20 protein-coding genes, 1 other RNA gene and 1 pseudogene are annotated in these 25,087 nt (G+C 65.7%); 9 read left to right on the plus strand and 13 right to left on the minus strand.

The genetic code is table 11. The features are described from left to right. Positions 1 to 10: 10 nt before the first annotated feature. The 5 genes from ACLHZ1_RS08150 to ACLHZ1_RS08170 are packed head-to-tail and all read right to left on the minus strand — an operon-like array spanning position 11 to position 5,797. On the minus strand, positions 11 to 1,993 hold the full coding sequence (locus ACLHZ1_RS08150; RefSeq protein ID WP_427261666.1) for an acetyl/propionyl/methylcrotonyl-CoA carboxylase subunit alpha: 1,983 nt from the start codon (positions 1,991 to 1,993) through the stop codon (positions 11 to 13). Further along, complete coding sequence (locus tag ACLHZ1_RS08155; protein WP_427261667.1) at positions 1,990 to 2,124, minus strand: hypothetical protein; 135 nt, start codon at positions 2,122 to 2,124, stop codon at positions 1,990 to 1,992. The genes ACLHZ1_RS08150 and ACLHZ1_RS08155 overlap by 4 nt, the downstream gene beginning before the upstream one ends. After that, the gene (locus ACLHZ1_RS08160) at positions 2,121 to 2,963 is read right to left on the minus strand and encodes an enoyl-CoA hydratase-related protein (RefSeq protein WP_427261668.1); all 843 of its coding nucleotides are present in this window, start codon (positions 2,961 to 2,963) and stop codon (positions 2,121 to 2,123) included. The genes ACLHZ1_RS08155 and ACLHZ1_RS08160 overlap by 4 nt, the downstream gene beginning before the upstream one ends. Positions 2,964 to 2,973: 10 nt before the next feature. Then, positions 2,974 to 4,593 (minus strand): carboxyl transferase domain-containing protein, encoded by a 1,620-nt coding sequence (locus ACLHZ1_RS08165; RefSeq protein ID WP_427261669.1) that lies wholly within the window; start codon positions 4,591 to 4,593, stop codon positions 2,974 to 2,976. Positions 4,594 to 4,648: 55 nt separating this feature from the next. Next, entirely contained in the window at positions 4,649 to 5,797 is a 1,149-nt protein-coding gene (locus ACLHZ1_RS08170; RefSeq protein ID WP_427261670.1) for an isovaleryl-CoA dehydrogenase, read from the minus strand. 276 nt (positions 5,798 to 6,073) lie between these two features. Between ACLHZ1_RS08170 and ACLHZ1_RS08175 the strand changes: the two genes are divergently transcribed. The 9 genes from ACLHZ1_RS08175 (at position 6,074) to ffs (ending at position 15,390) form a co-directional block, all read left to right on the plus strand. Continuing rightward, positions 6,074 to 7,585 (plus strand): CoA-acylating methylmalonate-semialdehyde dehydrogenase, encoded by a 1,512-nt coding sequence (locus ACLHZ1_RS08175; RefSeq protein ID WP_427261671.1) that lies wholly within the window; start codon positions 6,074 to 6,076, stop codon positions 7,583 to 7,585. Positions 7,586 to 7,601: 16 nt separating this feature from the next. Then, positions 7,602 to 8,759: an acyl-CoA dehydrogenase family protein gene (locus ACLHZ1_RS08180; RefSeq protein WP_427261672.1), complete on the plus strand. Its 1,158-nt coding sequence runs from the start codon at positions 7,602 to 7,604 to the stop codon at positions 8,757 to 8,759. 37 nt (positions 8,760 to 8,796) lie between these two features. After that, positions 8,797 to 9,609 (plus strand): enoyl-CoA hydratase, encoded by an 813-nt coding sequence (locus ACLHZ1_RS08185; RefSeq protein WP_408792932.1) that lies wholly within the window; start codon positions 8,797 to 8,799, stop codon positions 9,607 to 9,609. Positions 9,610 to 9,631: 22 nt separating this feature from the next. Further along, positions 9,632 to 10,774: an enoyl-CoA hydratase/isomerase family protein gene (locus tag ACLHZ1_RS08190; RefSeq protein WP_427261673.1), complete on the plus strand. Its 1,143-nt coding sequence runs from the start codon at positions 9,632 to 9,634 to the stop codon at positions 10,772 to 10,774. Beyond that, complete coding sequence (gene mmsB / locus ACLHZ1_RS08195) at positions 10,774 to 11,685, plus strand: 3-hydroxyisobutyrate dehydrogenase (protein WP_427261731.1); 912 nt, start codon at positions 10,774 to 10,776, stop codon at positions 11,683 to 11,685. Before ACLHZ1_RS08190 ends, mmsB begins: the two co-directional genes overlap by 1 nt. A gap of 61 nt (positions 11,686 to 11,746) precedes the next feature. Then, positions 11,747 to 12,505: an SDR family NAD(P)-dependent oxidoreductase gene (locus ACLHZ1_RS08200; protein ID WP_427261674.1), complete on the plus strand. Its 759-nt coding sequence runs from the start codon at positions 11,747 to 11,749 to the stop codon at positions 12,503 to 12,505. Between the two features lie 359 nt (positions 12,506 to 12,864). Continuing rightward, positions 12,865 to 14,301, plus strand: a complete 1,437-nt coding sequence (locus ACLHZ1_RS08205; RefSeq protein WP_427261675.1) for a basic amino acid/polyamine antiporter — start codon at positions 12,865 to 12,867, stop codon at positions 14,299 to 14,301. Positions 14,302 to 14,402: 101 nt separating this feature from the next. Beyond that, complete coding sequence (locus tag ACLHZ1_RS08210) at positions 14,403 to 15,191, plus strand: sulfite exporter TauE/SafE family protein (protein ID WP_408792940.1); 789 nt, start codon at positions 14,403 to 14,405, stop codon at positions 15,189 to 15,191. 102 nt (positions 15,192 to 15,293) lie between these two features. Further along, positions 15,294 to 15,390, plus strand: an RNA gene (gene ffs, locus ACLHZ1_RS08215) — signal recognition particle sRNA small type. A 345-nt stretch (positions 15,391 to 15,735) separates the two neighbouring features. Here the strand turns inward: ffs and yjfF are convergent. From yjfF to nrfE, 8 genes and pseudogenes are all read right to left on the minus strand, one after another. After that, positions 15,736 to 16,746 (minus strand): galactofuranose ABC transporter, permease protein YjfF, encoded by a 1,011-nt coding sequence (gene yjfF / locus ACLHZ1_RS08220; protein WP_427261676.1) that lies wholly within the window; start codon positions 16,744 to 16,746, stop codon positions 15,736 to 15,738. Next, entirely contained in the window at positions 16,739 to 17,761 is a 1,023-nt protein-coding gene (ytfT, locus tag ACLHZ1_RS08225) for a galactofuranose ABC transporter, ATP-binding protein YtfT (protein ID WP_427261677.1), read from the minus strand. Before ytfT ends, yjfF begins: the two co-directional genes overlap by 8 nt. A 1-nt stretch (position 17,762) precedes the next feature. Beyond that, entirely contained in the window at positions 17,763 to 19,271 is a 1,509-nt protein-coding gene (gene ytfR, locus ACLHZ1_RS08230) for a galactofuranose ABC transporter, ATP-binding protein YtfR (RefSeq protein WP_427261678.1), read from the minus strand. 89 nt (positions 19,272 to 19,360) lie between these two features. Continuing rightward, positions 19,361 to 20,320: a galactofuranose ABC transporter, galactofuranose-binding protein YtfQ gene (gene ytfQ / locus ACLHZ1_RS08235; protein ID WP_427261679.1), complete on the minus strand. Its 960-nt coding sequence runs from the start codon at positions 20,318 to 20,320 to the stop codon at positions 19,361 to 19,363. A gap of 434 nt (positions 20,321 to 20,754) precedes the next feature. After that, a pseudogene (locus tag ACLHZ1_RS08240) lies at positions 20,755 to 21,204 on the minus strand (NUDIX domain-containing protein). Positions 21,205 to 21,341: 137 nt separating this feature from the next. Further along, positions 21,342 to 22,550, minus strand: coding sequence for a heme lyase NrfEFG subunit NrfF (nrfF, locus tag ACLHZ1_RS08245; protein ID WP_427261680.1), 1,209 nt, complete (start codon positions 22,548 to 22,550; stop codon positions 21,342 to 21,344). After that, the gene (locus tag ACLHZ1_RS08250; protein WP_427261681.1) at positions 22,547 to 23,101 is read right to left on the minus strand and encodes a DsbE family thiol:disulfide interchange protein; all 555 of its coding nucleotides are present in this window, start codon (positions 23,099 to 23,101) and stop codon (positions 22,547 to 22,549) included. The genes nrfF and ACLHZ1_RS08250 overlap by 4 nt, the downstream gene beginning before the upstream one ends. Continuing rightward, a complete protein-coding gene (gene nrfE / locus ACLHZ1_RS08255; protein ID WP_427261682.1) occupies positions 23,098 to 25,053 on the minus strand; it encodes a heme lyase NrfEFG subunit NrfE in 1,956 nt (651 codons plus the stop codon). Before nrfE ends, ACLHZ1_RS08250 begins: the two co-directional genes overlap by 4 nt. Between the last annotated feature and the right edge of the window lie 34 nt (positions 25,054 to 25,087).

The raw sequence follows: 25,087 nt of genomic DNA on the forward strand, positions 1-25,087 counted from the left end.
TGGTGACTCTTCATGTTCTCTCCTGCTCTGTGGATGCCGGCTCGCCGCCCTCCCGGGTCGCGTCTTGAAAGCGCACAAGGGAGACTCCCTGGCTGATCTGCTGCCCCACCTGGCAGAGCAGCTCGGCGATCACCCCATCCTGCTCGGCGCGCACCTGATGCTCCATCTTCATCGCCTCCATCACCAGCAGGGGTTGCCCCCGGCTGACGGATTGCCCGGCCTCGACCAGCAGGGCCACCACCAGGCCATGCATGGGGGCGATCGCCCCCTGAGGGTCAGGGGCCTGGTGATCACCAGGGTGCCGATGGCGGTGATCATCGGCGGCGAAAGGAATGCGCCTGCCATCGAGTTGCAGCACGAAGGCCCCGTCTGCCCCCGGGGTGACGGGGCAGCGCAGCCAGCGGCCCGCCCGCTGCAGGCGGATATGATCAGTGCCCAGCGCATAGGGGTAGGTTTCCCCCTGCCAGGTGAGCCGATCGCCGTGCCCGGCCAGGGTCAGCACCCGGCTCTCCTCGCCGATGCGCACCGCCGCCGAGAGGCTCCTGCTCTCCCCCAGCCGAAAGCCGGGGGCCTGCTGCCAGGGGGAGGGGCCGGTGCGGCTGGCGAGCCAGAGGGTGGCCAGCGGCCAGGCGAGGTCCGGGGTGGCCAGGGATTCGGTGGGAATGGGCCACTGGGTGTGATGCGCCATGGTCAGCACGTCCGGCTCCTCGCAAAGGCGCAGCAAGAGCGGGCCGTTGTGCACCAGGGGGCCGAGACTCAAGGCTGCCAGGGCATCGGCCAGCCTGGCGAAGGCCTGGGCGCGGCTCTGGCCGTGGGCGACCAGCTTGGCGATCATGGGATCGTAATAGGGGCTCACCTCATCGCCGGCGCTCACACCTGTGTCGATGCGCACCCCCTGTGGCCAGTGCAGCCAGTGGATGGGGCCGCTCGCGGGCAAGAAGCCTGCGCCAACGTCCTCGGCATAGAGGCGCGCCTCCACCCCATGGCCGCTCAGCACCACGTCTTCCTGGGTGAGCGGCAGCGGCCTGCCCTCGGCCACCGCCAGCTGCCAGGCCACCAGATCCTGGCCGGTGACCGCCTCGGTGACCGGGTGCTCCACCTGCAGCCGGGTGTTCATCTCCATGAAGAAGAATGCGTCCCCGCACAGCAGAAATTCGATGGTGCCGGCCCCCACATAGTCGATGGCCCGGGCTGCGGCCACGGCGGCTTCGCCCATGGCGCGGCGAAGCGCCGGGGCTATGTCGGGGGCGGGGGCCTCTTCGATCACCTTCTGGTGGCGGCGCTGCAAGGAGCAGTCCCTGTCCCCCAGGTAAATGGCATGGCCCAGGGTATCGGCGAAGACCTGCACCTCCACGTGGCGGGCACGGGGGAGGTAGCGCTCCAGCAGCACGTTGTCATCCCCGAAGGCGGCCAGGGCTTCCCGTTTCACCGCCGCCAGGGCGGCGTCAAACTCGTCAATCTGCTCGACCCGGCGCATCCCCTTGCCACCGCCGCCGCTGGCGGCCTTGATCAGCAGCGGAAAGCCGATGCGGCTTGCCTGATCACGCAGCAAGTCGGGGTCTTGATCCGGGCCGTGATAGCCGGGCAGCACGGGGACGCCTGCCGCCTCCATCAGTGCCTTGGCGCCGGACTTGTCCCCCATGGCGCGAATGGCGGCGCCGCCCGGGCCGATGAAGCGCAGCCCCAGGTTGGCGCAGGCGTTGGCAAAGTCGCTGTTCTCCGACAGAAAGCCGTAGCCGGGGTGCACGGCGTCGGCCCCGGCCTCGCGGGCAATCTTCAGCACCTTGGCGGTGTCGAGGTAGCTCTCCCGCGCGGGGGCGGGCCCCAGATGCCAGGCCTCGTCGGCTTGCCTCACGTGCATGGCGCGGGCGTCGGCATCCGAGTAGAGGGCTATGGTGTGAATGCCGAGGCGTTTCGCCGTCTTGATGATGCGCACGGCAATTTCGCCGCGATTGGCGATCAGCAGACGCTGGATGGGAGTCTGATCTGTCATGTCTGCTCCTCGTTATTCATAAAGGCACCCTCGTTCATGGAGCGATTGAGGGGGGCAAGGGGTTGATCCCCCCGGTGATCCTCGCCGCGGCTGGCGACCAGCAGGCCCTTGATGGGTCGGTATTGCGTCATGTCTCATCCTTGAAACGGGGGCGCCAGCTGGGGGGGCGCTTGTCGAAGAAGGCCTGGATCCCCTCCTGGGCTTCGAGGCCGACCCGCACCCGGGCGATGGTCTCGACGGTTCGCTCTTCGTACTGGCGGCCGGGCTGGTGCTCGATGGCGGCCAGCAGTCGCTTGGTCTCCTTCATCGCCTGGGGGCCGTTGCGACACAGGCGCATGCCTAAAGCCCGTCCTTCCGAGAGCAGCGTCCCCGGCGAGCAGAGCCGGTGCGCCACGTTGAGGCGGCAGGCGGTGATGGCATCGAAGGGCTCGGCGCTCAGCATGTAGCGGCGGGCCTGGCGCATCCCCATGGCGCGCACCACATAGGGGCTGATCACCGCAGGCACCAGTCCCAGGCTCACCTCGGAGAGGCAGAAGCGCGCATCCTCGCTGGCCAGCACCATGTCACAGGCACAGAGCAGGCCGAGCGCCCCGCCATAGGCCGCCCCCTGCACCAGGGCCAGGGTGGGGAAGGGGAGCTCGTCCAGGGCTTGCATCAGGTGCGCCAGCACCCGGGCATCCTCCCTGTTTTTTTCAAACGAGCTGGGATCGAAGTCGCTATGGAGCTGGTGGCGCATCCAGTTGAGATCGGCGCCGGCGCAAAAGTGGTTGCCCTCGGCCCGCAGCAGCAGGGCATGGGGGCGTTCGGTCTGGCCATGGGCCAGTTCCCCCAGGCAGTCGAGCAAGCCCTGCATCAGCGCGGCGTCGAGGGCGTTGTGGCGCGCCGGGCGTGCCAGCACCAGCTCGGCCAGGGGGCCGTGGCGCTCCAGCCGACAGCCGGCCAGGGGGTCATTGCACAGTGGGTCGGACATGTCGCACTCCTTACATCCGGAAGATGCCGTATTGCTCGGGCCCGGGTCTGGCTCCCTGGCAGGCGGCCAATGCCAGGGCCAGCACGGTGCGGCTCTGGGCCGGGTCGATGACGCCGTCATCCCAGAGCCTGGCACTGGCATAGTAGGGGTGGCCCTGGCGCTCGTACTGCGCGATCACGGGGGCGCGCATGGCCTCCGCCTCCTGCTCGCCCAGGGTCTTGCCCTCGGCCGCCAGCTTGTCCCGGCGCACCTGCACCAGCACATTGGCCGCCTGCTCGCCCCCCATGACGGAGATGCGACTGCCCGGCCAGCTGAACAGAAAATCGGGCTCATAGGCGCGGCCGCACATGCCGTAGTTGCCGGCGCCAAAGCTGCCGCCGACGATCAGGGTGATCTTGGGCACCCGGCTGCAGGCCACGGCGGTGACCAGCTTGGCGCCGTGCTTGGCGATCCCCTCCCGCTCGGCCTGACTGCCCACCATGAAGCCGGTGATGTTCTGCAAAAACAGCAGGGGAATGGCGCGCCTGTTGCACAGCTGGATGAAGTGGGCGCCTTTCTGGGCGCTGTCGCTGTGGAGCACGCCGTTGTTGGCTAGGATCCCCACTTGCATGCCCTGGATGCGGGCAAAGCCGGTGACGAGTGTGGTGCCGAACAGGGCCTTGAATTCATCCAGCACAGAGCCATCCACCAGGCGGGCGATGAGCTCCCGGGCGTCATAGGCGCGCTTGAGGCTGGTGCCCACCAGGCCATAGAGCTCCTCGATGGGATAGAGGGGCTCATCGTAGCTCGGGTGGCACCCAGGCAAACCTGAGGCTGGCAGGCTGTTTTCCCCCAGATTGCTCACCAAGGTGCGGGCGATGGCCAGGGCATGGCCATCGTCTTCGGCCAGGTGATCGGCGACCCCGGAGTGGGCGCAGTGCACCAGGGCGCCCCCCAGGGCCTCGGCGCTGATCTCCTCGCCGGTGGCGGCCTTGACCAGGGGCGGGCCCGCCAGGAAGATGGTTGCCTGCTCCTTTACCATGATGGACTCGTCCGCCATGGCGGGCACATAGGCGCCCCCTGCGGTGCACAGCCCCATCACCACGGCGAGCTGGGGGATATTCTGGGCCGACATGCGGGCCTGGTTGTAGAAGATGCGGCCAAAATGCTCCCTGTCGGGGAACACCTCGTCCTGCATGGGAAGGAAGGCGCCGCCGGAATCCACCAGATAGAGGCAGGGGAGGCGCAGCCGCTCGGCGATGGCCTGGGCCCGCAGGTGCTTTTTCACCGTGAGGGGGTAGTAGGTGCCCCCCTTGACGGTGGCGTCGTTCACCACCAGCAGGCAGAGCCGGCCCGCGATCTGGCCTAGCCCTGTGATGATGCCGGCGGCGGGCACGGGTTCCTCATAGACCTGCCAGGCGGCCAGGGCCGAGAGCTCGAGGAAGGGGGAGCCGGGGTCGAGCAGCTGATCGATGCGCTCTCTGGGCAGCAGCTTGCCGCGGGCCTGGTGGCGGGCGTTGTTGGCCGCGCCGCCGCCCTGGGCTATCTCGGCGAGGCGGGCGTTGAGATCGGCCACCAGGGCCTGCATGGCGGCCCGATTGGCGGCAAACTCGGCGCTCGTTGTATCCAGGCGGGAGTGGATCTGGCTCATGGGTGTTCCCCCATCTGGTTGTTGTTGCCGATGGCAGGTGACAAAGGAAGACGCGTCATACCTGCTCTCCCATCAGCTCGCGGCCGATGAGCCAGCGGCGGATCTCCGAGGTGCCGGCCCCTATCTCGTAGAGCTTGGCGTCCCGCAGCAGGCGGCCTGTGGGGTAGTCGTTGATGTAGCCGTTGCCGCCGAGCAGCTGGATGGCATCGAGCGCCATCTGGGTGGCATTCTCCGCGGCAAACAGGATGGCGGCGGCGCAATCCTTGCGGCTGGTACGGCCCAGATCGCAGGCCGCTGCCACCGAATAGACCAGGGCGCGGCTGCTGGCCAGGCGGGTATACATGTCCGCCAGCTTGCCCTGCACCAGTTGGAAATCCCCTATGGCCTGGCCGAACTGCTTGCGTTCGCGCACATAGGGCAGCACCACGTCCATGCAGGCCTGCATGATGCCAAGGGGACCGGCGGCCAGCACCACCCGCTCGTAGTCGAGGCCGCTCATCAGCACCCGGGCCCCGCCGTGCAGGGGGCCGAGCAGGTTCTCGGCCGGCACCCGGCAGTGGTCGAACACCAGCTCGCAGGTGCTGGAGCCGCGCATGCCGAGCTTGTCGAGCTTCTGGGCCGTGGTGAATCCCGGGGTGCCCGCCTCGACGATAAAGGCGGAGATCCCCTTGGCCCCGGCATTGGCATCCGTCTTGGCATAGATGACGAAGGTGTCCGCATCGGGCCCATTGGTGATCCACATCTTGTTGCCGTTCAGCACATAGTGATCGTCCTCGCGTACCGCGGTGAGCCGCATGCTGACCACGTCTGAGCCGGCCCCCGGCTCGCTCATGGCGAGCGCCCCCACCTGTTTGCCGCTCACCAGATCGGGTAGATAGCGCGCCTTCTGATCAGGGGTGCCGTGGCGGTGGATCTGGTTGATGCAGAGGTTGGAGTGGGCGCCGTAGGAGAGGCCGACCGAGGCACTGGCGCGGCTCACCTGCTCCATCACCAGCACATGGGCCAGATAACCCAGATCCACCCCCTCATACTCTTCCGCCACCGTAATGCCGTGGAGCCCAAGCTCACCCATCAAGGGCCAGAGGTCGCGCGGGAAGGCGTTGCTCTGGTCAATCTCGGCGGCGCGCGGGGCGATCATTTTCTGGCAGAAGGCCTCGACCTGTTCGGTCAGGGCGCACAGGGTTTCATCCATCAGGGCATGCATCCTTGCTCTCCTTGGTCTCTGGTGCTCACCTGTCTCGCGCTCCCGAAACGGAAGGGAAACTGGTCAGTCCATTCGTGATTTAAGTTTACGTTAGCGTAAACGTAAATGAGTTGTTAGTCTAAGGTAGATTCGTTGAGTGCCGACTGCAAGGGGCATAGCCCCGAGCGGGCAAACGCAAGGAGTGAGCAAGATGATCAGCGAGTGCATCCGGTCTGCCGGCCTGCCTGAGGGGCTCTGGCACAGTGCCAGCCACCGGGCAGCCAAGGAGAGTGCGGCATGAGCCAACACCATACCCAGTACGGGGATCTGCCGCTCTATATCGGCGGCGAAGCCTATCCTTCCGCGAGCGAGTCCTGGATCGAGGTGACCAATCCGGCGGATCAGAGCCTGCTGGCGCGCGCCCCCAGGGCCACGGCCGAGGAGGTGGATCTGGCGGTGCGGGCCGCTCACGACGCCTATCTGCTGTGGCGGGAGGTGCCGGCTCCCGAGCGGGCCCGGGTCATGTTCAACTATCAGCATCTGCTGAAACAGCATCACGACGAGCTGGCGACCCTGCTGGCCCAGGAGACCGGCAAGAACTTCGCCGACGCCAAGGGGGATGTGTGGCGCGGCATCGAGGTGGTGGAGCAGGCCTGCGGCGTTGCCAGCCAGACCATGGGGGAGACCATGGGCAATGTGGCGCGCCGGGTGGATGGCCACTCCTGGGTGCAGCCGCTCGGGGTCTGCGTCGGCATCACGCCGTTCAACTTCCCGGCCATGATACCGCTGTGGATGTTTCCCCTGGCGGTGGCCTGCGGCAACGGCTTCGTGCTCAAGCCCTCCGAGCAGGATCCCCTGACCCCCATGCGCCTGGCCGAGCTGTTTACCGAGGCGGGGGCGCCGGCGGGCATCCTCAGCGTGGTGCATGGCGGCGCCGAGCAGGTGGATGCGCTGCTGGCCCACCCTGACGTCAAGGCGGTGAGCTTCGTGGGCTCGGCCCGGGTCGGCGCCCACGTCTATCGCACCGCCACCGACCACCTCAAGCGGGCCCAGTGCTTCGTCGGCGCCAAGAACCACATGGTGATCATGCCCGATGCCAACAAGGCGCAGGTGCTCGGCAACCTGGTAGGGGCCGGGGTGGGGGCGGCCGGCCAGCGCTGCATGGCCATCAGCGTGGCGGTGTTCGTGGGCAGCGCCCGCGACTGGATCCCGGATCTCGCCGCCGAGTTTGCCAGGGTCAAGCCGGGTGTCTGGCACGATCCCGAGGCAGCTTATGGTCCCCTTATCAGCCCTGAAGCCAAGGTTCGAGTCGAGGGGTTGATTGAAGCAGGCATGGCCGAGGGGGCCCAGTGTCTGCTGGACGGGCGTTTTTGCGACGTGCCCGGCTACCCGGTGGGCAACTGGGTGGGGCCCACCCTGTTTCGTGGCGTGACCCCCGAGATGCGCATCTATAAGGAGGAGATCTTCGGCCCTGTGCTCGCCTGTCTGGAGGTGGAGAGTCTGGACGAGGCGCTCGCCCTCATCAACGCCAACCCCTATGGCAACGGCACCTCCCTCTTCACCGGCTGCGGCGCCGCGGCCCGCAAGTTTCGCCACGAGGTGGCGGTGGGCCAGGTGGGGATCAATGTGCCCATCCCGGTGCCGCTGCCGTTCTTCTCCTTCACCGGCTGGCGCGGCTCCTTCTACGGGGATCTGCACGCCTACGGCAAGCAGGCGGTGCGTTTCTACACCGAGACCAAGACGGTGACCGAGCGCTGGTTCGACGAAGACATCGCCACAGGCCCCAACATGACCATCCACCTGCGCTGAGGGAGGCGAGTTGCCCATGAATTTCAATTTGACCGAGGATCAGCGCGCCTACTGCGAGGCTGCCACCGCCTTTGCCAACGAGGCGCTCAAGCCCAATGCCGCCCGCTGGGACAGGGATCACGAGTTCCCCATCCCCACCATCAGGGAGGCGGCGGCGCTCGGCTTTTGCGGCCTCTATACCCCGGAGCAGTACGGCGGCCTCGGCCTGCCGCGCCTCGATGCCTGCCTCATCTTCGAGCGTCTGGCCATGGGCTGCACCTCCACCACCGCCTACCTGACCATCCACAACATGGTGAGCTGGATGCTGGGCAGCTGGCTGCCTCCCGAGGTGGCAGCAGAATGGGTACCGAGGCTGGCCAGCGGCGAGCTGCTGGGCTCCTATTGCCTCACCGAGCCGGGGGCGGGATCGGACGCCGCCGCCCTCAAGACCCGCGCGGTGCGAGACGGCGATGACTACCTCCTCGAGGGCAGCAAGGTGTTCATCTCGGGGGCGGGCAGCACCCAGGTGCTGGTGGTGATGGCCCGCACCGGGGGGGAGGGAGCCAGGGGCATTTCCGCCTTTATGGTGCCCGCCGATACGCCGGGTGTGAGCTATGGCAAGGCGGAGGAGAAGATGGGCTGGCACAGCCAGCCGACCCGGGAGGTGAGTTTCAGCGCCGTGCGCATCCCCGCCCGTTACCGGCTGGGGGAGGAGGGAGAAGGGTTCAGGTTTGCCATGCAGGCCCTTGATGGGGGGCGCATCAACATCGCCAGCTGCTCGGTGGGCACCGCCCAGCAGGCCCTGGATGACGCCCTTGCCCATGTGCAGCAGCGCCAGCAATTTGGCCATCCCATCGGCGAATTCCAGAGCGTGCAGTTTCGTCTGGCGGACATGGCCACCGAGCTCGCCGCCGCCCGCCTGCTGGTGCGGCAGGCCGCCGCCAAGCTCGACGGCGGCAGCCCGGACAAGAGCGCCTGGTGCGCCATGGCCAAGCGCCTGGCCACGGATGTGGGCTATCGGGTCTGCGACGAGGCCCTGCAACTCTTTGGCGGCTATGGTTATATCCGCGAATACCCGCTCGAGCGTTACCTGCGTGACACCCGGGTCCATCGCATCCTGGAGGGGACCAACGAGGTGATGCGGCTCATCATCGCCCGCCGCCTGCTGGCGACCCCCTCCCTGATCCTGGAATGAGGGGCGCCAGATGCTGCCCACACACAAGGACGATCCCATGACGAGGATACAGCTGGAATACCACGGCCACGTGGCCTATATCACCCTCGACCATCCCCCCGCCAACACCTGGACCCTGGCCAGCCTGCGTGCCTTCGTGCAGATGATGGCCGAACTCGATGGCAAACCCGAGATAGTGGCCCTGGTCGTGCGCGGGGCCGGCGACAAGTTCTTCTGCGCCGGCGCCGATCTCAAGATGTTTGCCGATGGCGATAGCCAGCATGCCGAGCAGGTGGCCCAGGCCTTTGGCGAGGCATTCGAGGCCCTGGCCCGCTTTCACGGGGTCAGCATCGCCGCCATCAATGGCTTTGCCATGGGAGGGGGCCTGGAGGTGGCGCTCGCCTGCGACATTCGCATCGCCGAGCAGCAGGCCATCATGGGGCTGCCGGAGGCGTCGGTGGGCCTGCTGCCCTGCGCCGGCGGCACCCAGCGCCTGACCGAGCTGGTGGGGCCGGGCTGGGCCAAGCGCATGATACTGTGCGGCGAGAAGGTGGATGCCACCCTGGCCTACCAGATCGGCCTGGTGGAGGAGGTGGTCAAGGTGGGCCGCGCCTGGGAGGCGGCGCGCCAGATGGCGACCCATGCCGAGCGCCAGAGCCCGGCCGCCCTGCGCGCCTGCAAGCAGCTCATCAACGAGGGGCGTCGCCGCCCCAGGGATCAGGCCCTGCCCATGGAGCGCACCCTCTTCCTCGGTCTCTTCGAGGACCCCAATCAGCGGGAGGGGGTGGCCGCCTTTCTCGAGAAGCGGGCGCCGCGCTGGCGTTATGGGGCGGCGAGGGAGCGCAATGAACCGAACCAGCAGCCGGGATGAGGGGGTATCGATGACATCTGAGATGAGAGAGGGAGTCCGGGCAGAGCGGTTGCCGACCCGGGATGGCCGATGGCTCGGGGTGTTGACCCTGGACAGCCCCGCCTCCCTCAATGCCTTGAGCCTGCCGATGATCCAGGTCCTGACTCGGCACCTGCGCGACTGGGAGCAAGATCCCCGGGTGTGCGCCGTGCTGCTGGAGGGAGCGGGGGAGAAGGCGTTTTGCGCCGGGGGGGATATCCGCTCCTTCTACCATGAGCGCCAGCGCATGAGCGATGGCGAACTGTTTCACTATGCGCGGGACTTCTTCTTGCAGGAGTACCGGCTCGACCTGCTGATCCATCAGTATGGCAAGCCCCTTGTCTGCCTCGCCGACGGCATCTGCATGGGCGGCGGCATGGGGCTGCTGGCGGGAGCCCGTTTTCGGCTGGTAACGGACTCGAGCCTGCTGGCCATGCCGGAGGTGAGCATAGGCCTCTACCCCGATGTGGGGGCGAGCTGGTGGCTGAGCCGCCTGCCCGGGCGGCTCGGGCTCTGGCTCGGCCTCACCGGGGCCCGCTGCAACGGCGCCGATGCCCTGGGGCTGGGGCTGGCGGACTGGGGACTGGCCCGCACCGATCACCCCCGTCTGATGGCGGCGCTGCTGGCGCTGGACTGGCAACAGGATGGCGAGGCCCTGGATGACGCGCTGGCGTTGTGCTTCTCGGCCCTGGCGGCCCGGGCGACCCTGCCGCCGCCCCTCTTGCTGCCCTGGCGGGAACAGATCGAGGCCCTGCTGGCGGGCCGCAGCCTGGCGGGGGTGCTGGCCCGCCTGTTCGCGGCGCCCCTGGAGGGGGCGCTGGCCCAGCAGCGGGAGACCTGCCGCGGCGGCAGCCCTTTGAGCCGGGCCTTGCTGTGGCGCCAATACTGGCAGGGGCGTCACCTCTCCCTGGCCGAAGCCTTCGCCGAGGAGCTGACCCTGTCGGTGAACTGCGTGCTGAGGGGGGATTTTATCGAAGGGGTCAGGGCGCTGCTCATCGACAAGGACAAGGAGCCTCACTGGCAGGGGCCCGAGGCCCTGGACGGGATCGCGGACTTCTACCGCTGGCCGGCCCTGGCGGGGGAGACGGACAACCCGCTCTGGCGCGGGCTGAAGCAACAAGCTGACAAGCAAGGGAGAGCATCATGATCACAGGGGTAGGGTTTATCGGCCTTGGCAACATGGGGGGGCCCATGGCGGCCAACCTGGCCAGGGCTGGGCTGAGGGTGCAGGTGTTCGATCTGCTGCCCGATCATCTTATCGCCGCCGAGCAGGCGGGCTGTCATTGCGCCGCCAGCGCCGCCCAGGCGGTCGCGGGGTGCGATCTGGTGATCAGCATGCTGCCCGCCGGGGAGCATGTGGTGGGGCTCTGGCTCGGATCTGGCTCTGGGGACAGAGTGGGCAACGGCCTGCTGGCCGCGCTGAGCCCGGACACCCTGGTCATCGACTGCTCCACCATAGACGTGGCCTCGGCCCGGGCCGTGGGGGAGGCCGCCCGGGCCCTGGGTCATCGCTTCATCGATGCCCCCGTCTCCGGCGGGGTGGCGGGGGCGGCGGCTGGCACCCTCACCTTTATCGTCGGTGGCGAGCGCGCCGATTTCGAGGCGGCCAAGCCGGTGCTGGCCCACATGGGGCAGAACCTGTTCCATGCCGGGGGCCTGGGGGCGGGCCAGATCGCCAAGATGTGCAACAACATGCTGCTCGCCATCCAGATGGCGGGCACCGCGGAGGCCCTGGCGCTGGGGGTGAAGGAGGGGCTGGATCCGGCCGTGCTCTCCGGCATCATGGCCAAGAGCTCGGGCAGCAACTGGAGCCTGGAACGTTACAATCCCTGGCCCGGGGTGATGGAGAATGTGCCCGCATCGCGCGGCTATCAGGGGGGCTTCATGACCCGGCTCATGGTGAAAGACCTGGGGCTGGCCATGGCCCTGGCCGAACATGCCCACAGCGCCGTTCCCCTGGGGGCCCTGGCCCGCAACCTGTTCAACCTGCATGCCAGCCGGGGGGAGGGGGAGCGGGATTTCTCCAGCATCCTCAACCTCTATCGGGAAGCCGAGTGAGACGAGATGGCCAAGGGGCGGGGCGCACCTGGCCCGTCAGCAGAGACAACGAGGAGCCGAAATGGAACTGAACAACAAGCTGATCGCCGTGACAGGGGCGGGGCGAGGGCTGGGGCGGGCCATCGCCCTGGCGTTGGCGGCCCGGGGGGCCAGGCTGGCCCTGATCGATGTCAACCGGGCGGATCTGGAGATCACCGAGGCCGAGCTGCAGAGCCGGGGCGGCGTCTGCTCGCTCCATGTCTGCAACGTGGCCGACGAGCAGGAGGTGGAGGCGAGCTTTGCCGCCATCGAGCATCTGGGCTCCCTCGCCGGCCTCGTCAACTGCGCCGGGATCCTGCGGGACGGCATGCTGATCAAGGTGAAAGAGGGGGCGCTGGTGGAGAAGATGAGCCTGGCCCAATGGCAGGCGGTGATCGACGTCAATCTGACCGGCACCTTCCTGTGCGGGCGGGAGGGGGCGGCCCTGATGGCGCGCCACGGCGAGGGAGGGGTCATCATCAACATCTCCTCCATCGCCCGGGCCGGCAACATGGGGCAGAGCAACTATGCCGCCAGCAAGGCGGGGGTGGCCGCCCTGGTGGTGACCTGGGCGCGGGAGCTGGCCCGCCACGGCATCCGGGTGATGGGCATCGCCCCCGGGGTGTTTGCCACCGAGATGACGGCGGCCATGAAACCCGAGGCCATGGATCGCATGTTGCAAGCGATCCCTGCCGCTCGCCTGGGGCAGGCCGATCAGCTGGCCGATGCGGTGGCCTTCATCCTCGGCAACGACTATCTCTCCGGGCGCATGATAGAGCTGGACGGCGGCCTGCGGATCTAGCCCAAGACGGCCAAAGGCGGCCGGCGACGGGGAGCCCTGGGCTCCCCGTCGTCATTTGCAGGGGCAAGGGGGCCTCTGCATGGCCATGCAAGGCGCCATGGGGGGGCAGAGGGAAAAGATGGCGGGATCTGGCCCCAATCCGGCAGAGTTTGACCCAGCTCACACGCCGATCCCCGTACTTCTGTAAAATTGCGCCCGGTCAAGGTGGCCAACGATCGATATGGCGAAGGATTGCGAGCCGTATAGTCATGCAATATAGTTGCCGCCTTTTTCAGGGGCAGGGATAGTCGCTCCCAGATGATGCGTGTCGAATTGAGCAGGGATCCTCAACCGCCGCCCAGACAAGCAACAGGATAGCGATGGACAAGAAACTCGGGCTCGGTGCGCTCATCTCGCTGGTGATCGGCTCCATGATAGGGGCCGGTGTGTTCAGCCTGCCGCAGAACATCGCCGCCCATGCCAGCGTCGGGGCCGTGGCCCTGGGCTGGACCATCACCGGGATGGGCATGATCTGCCTGGCCCTGGTCTATCAGACCCTCTCCCTGCGCCGCCCGGATCTCGATGGCGGCATCTTCAGCTATGCCAAGGCCGGTTTCGGTGACTTCGTCGGCTTCAACGCCGCCTGGGGCTACTGGATCTGCCAGCTGCTGGCCAACGTCTCCTATGCCGTGGTGGTGTTCAGCGCCCTGAGCTACTTCTTCGACACCCCGGACAGGGTCATCTTCGGGGATGGCAACACCCCGGTCGCCATCACGCTGGCCTCCCTGCTCATCTGGTCGGTACACGCCCTGGTGCTGCGGGGAGTGCAGGTGGCGGCCCTGGTCAACATGGTGACCACCATCGCCAAGATGGTGCCCCTCATCGTGTTCTGCGTCGCCGTGCTGCTCGCCTTCAATCTGGATACCTTCACCCTGGACATCTGGGGCCAGGGCAATGCGGAGCTTGGCTCCGTGATGGAGCAGGTCAAGTCCACCATGAAGGTGACCCTCTGGGTCTTCATCGGCATCGAGGGGGCCGTGGTGGTCTCGGCCCGGGCCCGCCATCGCAAGGACGTGGGCCGCGCCACCGTGCTGGCCCTGCTCGGCGCCCTGACCCTCTATGTCATGGTCACCCTCTTCTCCCTGGGGGTGATGAGCCAGCCCGAGCTGGCGGCCATGAAAAACCCCTCCACCGCCATGATACTGGAGGCCGTGGTCGGCCCCTGGGGCGCCTGGCTCATCAACATCGGCCTGGTGATCTCGGTGATGGGGGCCCTGCTGAGCTGGACAGTGCTGGCGGCGGAGGTGCCCTTCATCGCCGGCAAGACCGGGGTCTTTCCGGCCTGGTTCGCCCGGGAGAACGAGCGGGGCTCCCCCAGTGTCGCCCTCTGGTGCTCCACCTGCCTGGTACAGGTCTTCCTCATCATCATCTATTTCCAGAGCAGCACCTATCTGGCCCTGGTCAACATCACCACGGCCGCGGCCCTGGTGCCTTACGTCTTCTCCGGCGCCTATGGCCTCAAGCTGGCCCTGAGCGGCCAGACCTATCAGGGCCAGCCCCATCAGCGCAAACGGGACATGATGCTGGCCCTGGTGGCCACCGGCTACGGTTGCTGGCTGGTCTATGCCGCCGGGATCGAGTACCTGCTGCTGGTGGCCCTGCTCTACAGCCCGGGCATCTTCATCTACTGGAAGGCGCGTCAGCATCATGGCCTGCGCGGCCTCAACCGGCTGGAGCAGGGGATGACGGCGGCCCTGCTGGGGTTTGCCGTGCTGGCCTTCTACAAGGTGATGGACGGTACCATTCCTCTGAGTTAGTCGGCACAATAGCGAGGTGGCCCCTGGGCCACCTCTTTTTTTGCCCCCCTGGCGGCCCACCTCCCCGGTTCGCAGCCAGGGATTTACCACAAGGACACGAGATGCTGTTTCTGGGTTATCTGTTGCTGGGGGCCTTTGCGGGCGTATTGGGCGGGCTGTTTGGCATAGGCGGCGGTCTCATCATAGTGCCCGTGCTGGTGGTGAGCTTTCGGGCCATGGGATTTGAGCCCGAAATCATCACTCATCTGGCTCTGGGGACCTCGTTGCCCACCATGATCTTCACCGGTTTCAGTTCGCTCAGGGCCCATCAGGAGGCTGGCGCGGTCGACTGGGTGATGATCCGCCGCCTCGGGGTCGGCATGTTGATCGGTGCCTGGCTCGGTGGTATGACGGCCAACCTGCTGAGCGCCAGTACTCTCAATGTCATCATCGGCTGCTTCGCCTGGACCATGGCGTTGCAGATGGGGCTCAACCTCAGGCCCAAGGCGGAGCGGCATCTGCCTGGTCCAGTGGGAACCGGCATAGCGGGCACCCTGATCGGCTGGATGTCGGCGCTGTTTGGCATCGGCGGTGGTTCCCTGACCGTGCCCTACCTCACCTGGAACAGCGTGCCGATGCGCAATGCCGTGGCGGCCTCCGCCGCCTGCAGCATGCCCATCGCCCTGGCGGGCAGCTGCAGCTACCTCTACGCCGGCTGGGGTCATGCCAACCTGCCAGAGTGGAGTCTGGGGTTCATCTACCTGCCCGCGCTGCTGGGGATAGTGCTCACCAGCACCCTGTTTGCCCGCGTCGGCGCCAGGCTGGCCCACCGGCTCTCACCCACTCGCCTCAAGCAGGCCTTCGCCCTGCTGATGCTGCTGGTGGGGACAAAATTCATGTTGTTTAGCTGAACCATTCGGCAGATTGTTGAAAAATAAGGCTAACGGATTGCCTCGTGGCAGAAAGCCATTGCATTGACCGGCCAGTTTGCCTATTCTCCTCGCCGGTGGTCCCATTGGTCCTCTCGCATTGATAACCCGTCGACCTGGTCAGGACCGGAAGGTAGCAGCCAAGGTGGGGGACTCGAGTGCCGGGATGTGGCTGGTGGGGCCACCACCTGTTTCTGAAAATCAATAAGTTAGCCTCCAATACCCCTCTAGATCTCTTGGTCATCCACTTTGTGTGGAACAGAAGATGCTCGCCATTTTCTCCGCATTGCCTCTCTTGTGTTTTTCGTTCCGTCTTAGCCTTGTTGTGATCCTGTTTTTCTTCTTTTGGCATTCATCTGCGATGTCACCATGGCGTCTGGCCATCGTCTGCATGCCCGCTGCTTGATCCGTAGTCGGGAAACCCCGGCGTCTTGGTCTGCGGTTCTGAACCGCATGGTGTGAGGTAGGCCCAATGTGTCCTGCTGGCATGCCATCGGGCCCGCGCATGGCGGGCCCGATGGCTGTTTCACTCAAGGGGGGCGACGGGGACCTGCCGCTTGAAGGGGGTGGCTTTGCTGGCCTTGCGGTGTTCCGAGACCAGGATCAGCAGGCGCTGCAGGGCGATGAAACTGAACAGCAGCAAGCCGATGATGATCTTGGTCCACCAGGAGCTGAGGGTGCCGTCGAAGTTGATGTAGGTCTGGATCAACCCCTGGATCAGCACCCCGAACAGGGAGCCGAAGACGGTGCCCACCCCGCCGCTCAGCAGGGTGCCGCCGATGACCACGGCGGCGATGGCATCGAGCTCCACCCCGACGGCGGCGAGCGGATAGCCCGCAGAGGTGTAGAGCGCGAATACGATGCCTGCCAGGGTCGCGAGGGTGGTGGAGAGCAGGTAGATGCGAATGGTGGTGTGGCGCACCGAGATCCCCATCAGGGCCGCCGAGGTGGCGTTGCCGCCGATGGCGTAGACGTTGTTGCCAAAGCGGGTGCGGTTGGCGAGCAGGATGCCGAAGACCACAACCGCCAGCATGATGAGGGCCAGCAGGCTCAGGCGACCGCCCCCCGGTATCTTCCACGACAGGCTCGACAGGTAGGTGAAGCTGGGGTGATCGATGGGCAGGGACTGCTCCGAGATGAGGAAACTGGCCCCCCGCAGGAAGAACATGCCCGCCAGGGTGATGATGAAGGCGGGGATCTTCAGGGTGTCGATGAGCCAGCCCATCAGGGCGCCAAAGCCCGCTCCGAGCACCAGCACCAGAGGGATGGCCAGCACGGGGCTGACCCCCAGCTTCCCGATGAGCGTTGCCAGCAGCACGCCGGTGAAGGCGATGACGGCACCCACCGACAGATCGATGCCCCCCGAGAGGATGACGAAGGTCATGCCCACCGCCACTATGCCGAGAAACGCATTGTCCGTCAGTATGTTGCAGATGATGCGGGTGGACATGAAGGCGGGGAAGGAGGCCAGGCAGAGCAGATAGCCCAGCACGAAGACCATGATGGTCACCATCAGGGGGAGGTTGCGTTTAAACATGGCGAGTCCCTCGCTGGAACAGGTGGTTGAGGGCCGGCGACTGCATGACCAGCACCGCCAGCACCACCAGGGCCTTGACGATCTGGTTCCACTGGGGTTGGTAGCCGGAGAGCAGGATCCCTGTGTTCACCCCCTGGATGATCAGTATGCCGACCAGGGAGAGGGCGAGGTTGAAGCGCCCCCCCATCAGGGAGGTGCCTCCTATCACCACCGCCAAAATGGCGTCCATCTCGAGCCAGAGCCCGGCGTTGTTGGCATCGGCCCCGCGGATGTCGGCGGCGACTATCATGCCGGCGACGGCGGCCATCATGCCGCTCAGCAGGTAGGTGGCGATCACCACCATGGGGGTGTTGAGCCCGGCGTTCTTGGCGGCCTTGATGTTGATCCCCACCGCTTCGATGAAGAGGCCGAGGGCGGTGCGCTTGGTCAGCAGCCAGAGCAGCAGCGCCATGCCCAGGGTGATGATGACCGGGGTGGGCAGATAGAAGAGGGAGCCGCTGCCGATCCAGGCGAGGGCCTCGTTGTTGAAGGTGATGATCTGCCCCTCGGTGATGAGCTGGGCGATGCCCCGGCCCGCCACCATGAGGATCAGGGTCGCGACGATGGGCTGGATCTTGAACACGGCCACCAGCAGGCCGTTCCACAGGCCGCACAAGAGACCCACCCCGATGACGGAGGCGAAGATGATCGGCAGGCTGTGACCGCCGGTGGCCAGGCTGGCCATGGTGGCCCCGCTGATGGCCATCACGGCCCCCACCGACAGATCGATGCCGCCGGTGGCGATCACCAGCGTCATGCCGAGGGAGAGCAGGGCCACAGGGGCGCAGCGGTTGAGTATGTCGATGAGGCTGCCAAACAGCCGCCCATCCTGGACATGGATGGCGAAGAAGTTGTCGGCGACCAGGGCATTGATGAGCAGCACGCAGAGCAGGGCGGCGCACTGGGCCGTGCCCGTGGGCAGGGCTCTGCGGGGGCGCGTCGGCCCGCCGGAGAGGGGGATTGTGGATGACGTCATATCAGGCCTCACATGCAATGGCGTTCATGATGGCAGGGACGCTGAGGGCGTCCGTCGCAAGCTCTGCCACCTGTTTTCTGTCGCGAAGGACTATTACCCGATCGGCATAACCCACCAGTTCCTCGAGCTCGGAGGAGATGACCAGCAGGGCCAGCCCGTTGGCGCAGAGGGATTCGATGAGGCGGATGATCTCGGCGTGGGCCCCCACGTCTATGCCCCGGGTGGGCTCGTCCAGGATCAGGAACTGGGGCTTGGTGAGCAGCCAGCGGGCGAGCAGCACCTTCTGCTGGTTGCCCCCGGAGAGAAACTGGATGGGCTGCTCCGGCCCCGGGGTCTTGATGGCCAGCTGTTCGATGAGGCGGGCGGTGATCTCGTCCTGCTCCTTGCGGGGCAAGGGGCGCAGCCAGCCCCGCTGGGCTTGCAGGGCCAGCATCATGTTTTCGCGCACCGAGGCCGAGGCGATGATGCCGGCGCTCTTGCGATCCTCCGGGCAGAAGCCAAAGCCGTTGGCGGCCGCCTGGCGCGCACTGCGGATGGTCACCGGCTTGTCTCGCACCCGGCACTCGCCACTGTCACTTGGCACTATGCCGAACATCAGCTCGGCGGTCTCGGTGCGACCCGAGCCGAGCAGGCCGGCGAGGCCCACTATCTCGCCGGGCATGACGTCGAGACTGAAGGGGGCTATGACCCCGCGCTTGCCATAGTCCCTGAACGACACCATGGGCTGGTTGCTGCGCAGCGTCTTGCCCGCCCGCTTGAGGGCATTGTCATCCAGCTCGCGTCCCAGCATCATCTTGACCAGCTCCAGTTGTGGCAGCGCGGCCGTGTCGCGGGTGCCGACCAACTCGCCGTTGCGAAGCACAGTGATGCGATCGCTGATGGCGTAGACCTGATCGAGAAAATGGGTGATGAAGATGAGGCTCACCCCCTGATCCCGCAGGCGAGTCATCAGGGAGAACAGCATCTGGACTTCGCTGGCATCCAGGCTCGCGGTGGGCTCGTCCAGGATCAGGATCCTGGCCGAGAGTGACACCGCCCGGGCGATGGCCACTATCTGCTGCATGGCGACCGAGTAGTGACCCAGGGGAAGGGTGACATCCATCTCGAAGCCGTGGTCGGCCATGATGGCTTGGGCCTGCCGGGTCATGGCGCCCCGGTCGATGAAGCCGAAGCGGCGGGGCTCGTGGCCGATGAAGAGGTTGTCCGCCACCGACATGTTTGGCAGCAGGTTGACCTCCTGATAGACGGTGCCGATCCCCAGGCGCTGGGCATGGGCGGTGTCCGTCGGGGAGATGGGGACGCCATCGAGTTCGATGCGGCCGGCGTCCCGTTGATAGACACCGGTGAGGGTCTTGACCAGGGTGGACTTGCCGGCGCCATTCTCGCCGAGCAGCGCCATGATCTCCCCTCGTCGCAGGGAAAAGTCCACCTGATGCAGGGCGCGTACACCGGGAAAGGTCTTGCAGATCCCCTGGGCATTCAACAGGACATCCTGATTGTTCTGTGACATGAAAATAGGCTCTCCGATATAACACGCCATATCGCAACCCAGCCGATATGGCGTGCTATTCAACTGGCTGGCTCAGCGGGCGAGCGGCATTAATAACCCATGTCTTTTTTCAGCGCGAGCTGGGCCTCGGCACTGTCAGGCTCGAACAGAATAGACGCCGTCTTGATCTGTTTGGGGGGCAGGGTGCCATCCTTTTTATACGCCAGCATGGCGTCGAAGGCGGGGCCCGCCATATTCGGCGTCAATTCCACCGAGGCATTGGCTTCGCCGGCCATCATCGCCTTGAAAATATCCGGCACCCCATCGATGGAGATGATCTTGATATCCGAGCCCGGTTTCAGCCCGGCCTCTTTAATGGCCTGGATGGCGCCGATGGCCATGTCATCGTTGTGGGCGTAGACGGCGCAAATATTCTTGCCGCTATTTTCCGCCTTGATGAAGCTCTCCATCACCTCCTTGCCCTTGCTGCGGGTGAAGTCGCCGGACTGGGTGCGGATGATCTTGATGGTGGGCACGGCCGCGACGGTGTCGAGGAAGCCCTTCTTGCGATCCAGCGCCACGCTGGCGCCGACGGTACCCTGCAATTCCACCACGTTGCAGGGCTTGCCATCCTGCTGCTTGATGAGCCACTGGGCTGCCACTTCCCCCTCGTGGACGCTGTCTGCGGCGACCCCGGTCATGAAGAGGCCGTCATCTTTCACCGTGATATTGCGATCCAGCAGGAACACCGGGATCTCGGCCTCTTTCGCCTCCTGCAATACCGGCTCCCAGCCGGTCTGCACCACGGGGGCAATAAAGATGGCATCCACCCCCTGGGCAATGAAGGATCGAATGGCCTTGATCTGGTTCTCCTGTTTCTGCTGGGCATCGGCAATTTTCAGGGTGATGCCGCGTTTTTGGGCTTCGCTCTTGGCGACCGAGGTTTCTGCGGCCCGCCAGCCGGACTCAGAGCCTATTTGCGAGAAGCCCACCGTCATCTCGGCAGAATATGCAGTGGCCGAGAGAACAAGGGTGCTGATAATGCTCGCCAGTTTCACTTTTTTATACATATGACACTCCTTTGTGATGCATGGTGAAATAAACCGGAACGCGTCAGGTTGTTATTGTACGGCTCAAGGGTAGAGGCTCTTGAATTTAACGGCGGGAGGTGGCTCACAGAAAATTTTCAGCAGCATGATGCTTCATACAAACAGCAGAAGAGTTCATACGTCGGGCGGGGTGAACCGTGTTTTCAATGCATATTTATTCGCATATCTGTGCTGGCGCCAGGATGACACTGGGCGAGAAGGTGGAGGTTGTTTGGCCCCTGTGGCTGGGAGCGTACAGTGCCGGGCCCTGATCTTGTGCCCCTGCGCTCGATATCATCTGAATGCCATGGTCGCCCCCGGACGCACCGCCCAACTGGCCAGATGTTACCCAGCACCCAGGGAGGCGCGATGGACTGCCTTTGACCATAGGCTTTTCAGGGGGGAGGTGGGTGGCATCAAGGGACATGGATCCGCATCCGCGCCGAGGGGCTGCCTTGCACAAAATGGTGCCAGACATGGTCATAGAGCGCCTGCTGCCCGGGGAAGCTCACCAGCGCCTTGGCCTCGGTGAGGGAACATCAGCGATATTCGGTGTGCTCGTCGTTGAGGGTCACCACCTGATTGGGCGGGCAATAGACCACGAACACAGGCACCACCATGACGGTATTGGTGGCGGCATCGCAACACTGCTCCAGATTTGGCCGTTGTAGCGCTCGGTCACCTTGATGCCCGTCTCCTCGACACACTCGCGCACTATGCTGCCAGCCGGTTTCACCCGATTCGACCGTGCCCGCCACATGGCACCAGAAGCCGCCCTTTACACGTTTCATCACCAGCAGCTTTGTTTCGCCATCAATCGTTGAAATGGCGACACCGGAGACGGCTTTACAGCGGATGGGGATCATGGGAGAGGCTCCAAAAACAGGTTCAATGGACGCCTATTGTTCGGCCGCCGACGTGAGGTTGGCAAGTGATTCCCTACCGGCTGCGCCTCTGCGGGCCAAACGTGACAGGGGGCGGTCAGCCCCCATCATGCGTGCGGTCAGCCCCCCATCATGCTCGCCGTCTGGATCGCCTCAATCAGCGCTGCCCGGTTGATGCGGGGGCGCTCGCTATCCAGCAGTTGTTGCCAAAGGGCGATGGCCTCCCCGTAGCGGCCATGCAGGAAATGATCGGAGGCGAGCAGCATCAGGGCGCTCACTTCCCCCTTGTCCTGTGCCAGGGAGGCGTCGAGCAGACGTTGCGACTGTGGGGTGAGCCGCTGGCCAGCCTGGTAGTAGAGCACTGTTGCCTGAGCGGCCTGGGTGGCGGCGCTGGCGCCCCCCTCCTGCAGGGCGAGGCGCTGGTAGGCGAGCAGGGCGTTGTCGTACTGGTCCCGATACAGATACCACTGGCCAAGCTCGGCCCAGGCCTCCAGATCGGCGGGATTGGCTTGCAGCCGCTGGTGCAGGGCCTCCAGCGCCTTGTCCTGCAAGTCTCGCGGGCTCAATCCCGCCAGGGGATCGGGGCGCGACTGATAGGCCTGCCACGCCTGATAGCGACCGGTGCTCATATAAGTGGCGGCGACGGCCGCGAGAACCAGGATGCCAAGCAACAGCAAGACGAGGGTGTGGCGGGAATGGCGACCGCGATCGTCATGCTGGCTGGCCAGTTGTTCGCGCAGGACCAGCTCCGCCGCCGGGATGGCATTGGCGAGGCGGGCCAACTCCAGCTCCCGATGGAGGGGTTCATGGGGGGAGAGGCCTGCCTGCTCCCCGAGCATGATCAACAGATTGAGTTCACTGCGCTGATCGGCGACGGGTTGATGGATTGCCTCTACGACGGGGATGATCCTCGCCTTCGTGTGCGTCAGGCGGCGCTGCAGGGCCAACAGCGCCAGTGCCAGCAGCAGCAGGGGCCCTCCCCATAGCAGCACCGTGCTGGCCTTGAAGGGGGGATCGTAGCGCACGAAATCACCAAAGCGCTCCGTCATGCGGGCGATCACCTGCTCATCGTTCTGTCCCTGGTCCACCCAGCGATAGACCTCGAGGCGCAGATCCCGGGCGATGGGGGAGTTGGACTCCACCAGGTTCTGGTTCTGGCACTGGGGGCAGCGCAGGGCGCGGGCCAGATCCTGAGCGCGGGTCTGCCGTTCGGGGTGGCGAAACTCATAGGTATCGACCCCGCTGGCCGTGGCCGATGGGCTCAGTGCCATGAGCAGCGTGATGGCAAGGGCCATCAGCAGCGGATTGAGGAGGGGGCGGATCGTCATGGCTGCCCCTTCATCTGTGGGGTGGGCAGGGCTCGGGCCCTGGCAAGCAGGGGGGCAAACTGGCGCTGCCAGATTTCCCGGGTGAGCAGACCGGTATGACGGGTCAGCAGGGTGCCGTCGCCGGCAAAGAGATAGGTTTCCGGCGTGCCGTAAACACCGAGCTCCAGTGCCAGTTTGCCGTCGGGGTCCGCCAGCACGGCGCGATAGGGGTTACCCGCCTCGGTGAGCCAGGCGCGGGCGGCGTCCCCCTTGTCCCGGTAGTTGAGGCCATAGAGGGGCACGGCGTTGGCCAGATCACCCAGCAACGAATGCTCGGCACGGCAGTTGGGGCACCAGCTGGCCCAGACGTTGAGCACGAAGGGCTCCCCTTTGAGCGCAGCGGTGTGAATGGGGGCGTCGCCAAGCAGATCGTCACTCTGCCAGGCGGGCAGGGTGCGCCCTGCGACAGCCTCATCCTGGCTGTAGGGATTGTTGCCAAGGCCGAGCCAGAGCAGGGTACCGAGCCCCAGACTGAGCACGAGCGGCACGAACAGGCGCAGACGGGCGTTCATAAGGACTCCTGTTCAAGCCGAGGGCAGGGGGCGGTAGCTGACGCGGGATGGCTAGCCAGCAGCGGCCGGCGGGCGAGCAGGCGCAGGGTGCCACCCGCCATCATCAACAGGCCACCGAGCCAGATCCAGCGCACCAGCGGCTTGTGGTGCAGGCGCATGGCGTACGCATCGGGCCCCATCTTCTCGCCGAGCACCACGTAGAGATCGCCAAACAGGCCCCCCTGGATGCCGGGTTCGTTCATGTTCATGGTGCGCACGCTGTAGTGGCGCCGCTCCGGAGTGAGCCTGGCCACCTCCCGGCCATCCTTGTACACGCTGACAGTGATGCGCTCGGCGGTGTAGTTGGGGCCGATCAGCGGCTCGCTCCCCTCATAGCGAAAGGTATAGGCGCCAAGCTGGTAGGGGCTGCCTGCTTTTAGTACTGCGCCCCCCTCCTGGCTGTGGTGGCTCACCTGCGCAATGCCGAGGGCGCAGACCGCCACCCCGAGGTGGGCCAGCAGGCTGCCGAGCCGGTTGGCACTCAGGCCATGGGTCTTGAATGAGACATTGATCAGCAGGCTCGCGATGAGCCAGAGGCTTACCATATTGGCGAGGATGCCGCTCCAGCCCAGGGTTCCCTGTTCGCGATAAGCGAGGCTGAGCAGGCCGCCCCCCAGCAGGCCGAGCAGGGGCGGCAGCAGCATCCGCAGGCGGGAGGATGTCATCAGCCCCTGCCAGCGCAGGCGCGGGATCTGGGTCATCAGTGCCATCAGCGCCAGGGCCAGCGGCACGAAAACAGCGTTGAAATAGGGGGCGCCCACCGACAGCGATCCCAGATGCAGGGACTGGAACACCATGGGGTAGAAGGTGCCGAGCAGCACGCTGGCGCAGGCCACGCAGAGCAGCAGTATTGCGGCGCCGAGCAGCCCCTCCTTTGACAGCAAGCCAAAGCGGGCATAGGGGGCGCGAATGTCTGCCCGCAGGGCAAACAGGGTGAGGGCGCAGGTCAATAGCAGCCCGAGCAGCAGCAACAGGGTGAGGCCGCGGCTGGGGTCCACCGCAAAGGCGTGCACCGAGGTGAGCACCCCGGAGCGCACCACGAAGGTGCCGAGCAGGCTCAGGGCGAAGGTGAAGATGGAGAGCAGCAGCACGCCGTGGCCGTAGGCGCCGCGCTTCTCGCAGACGATAAGGGCGTGTAAAAGCGCGGTTCCCAGCAGCCAGGGCAGCAGGGAGGCGTTTTCCACCGGATCCCAGAACCACCAACCGCCCCAGCCGAGCTCGTAATAGGCCCACCAGGAGCCGAGCAGGATGCCGGCGGTGAGAAACACCCAGGAGCCGAGCGCCCAGGGGCGGCTCCAGTGGGCCAGGGCGCCATCGAGCCGACCCGAGTGCAGCGCCGCCATGGCGAAGGCGAAGTTGACGGCAAAGCCGACGTAGCCGAGATAGAGCAGGGGGGGGTGGAGGATAAGGCCGATGTCTTGCAGCATGGGGTTGAGATCGCGCCCCTCAAGCGGCCCGGGGAACTGGCGGTCAAAGGGGCTGGAGAAGATCAGGGTGTAGAGGGCGAACAAACCGACGATCAGCCCCATGATGGCCAGCACCCGGGCGCGGATCATCGGATCGACCCGCTTCGAGCAGAGCGCCACCAGGGCGCCCCACAGCCCCAGCGCAAAGACGAAAAAGAGCATGGAGCCCTCGTGGCCGCCCCAGACGGCCGCCAGCTTGAAGCCCAGCGGCAGGGCGCTGTTGGCGTGCTGGGCCACATAGACCAGGGTGAAGTCATCCTGGCCAAAACAGCTGGCGAGCAGCCCCAGCGCCGCCCCGAGCAGGAGCGCAACCAGGAGGGCCAGCGGTGTTGCGCAGCCCAGCAGCGGGCGTGAGGCGAGCCGCAGCCCTAGCCAGGGCAGGGTGCCTTGCAGCAGGGAGAGCGCCGCTGCCAGCAGCAGTGAGAGATAGCCGAGCTCCGCCAGCACAAAACCTCCAGTTTCATTCGTTTATGTTATGCCC

It is taken from the genome of Aeromonas sobria, from assembly GCF_050266975.1.
Lineage (GTDB): Bacteria > Pseudomonadota > Gammaproteobacteria > Enterobacterales > Aeromonadaceae > Aeromonas > Aeromonas sobria_B.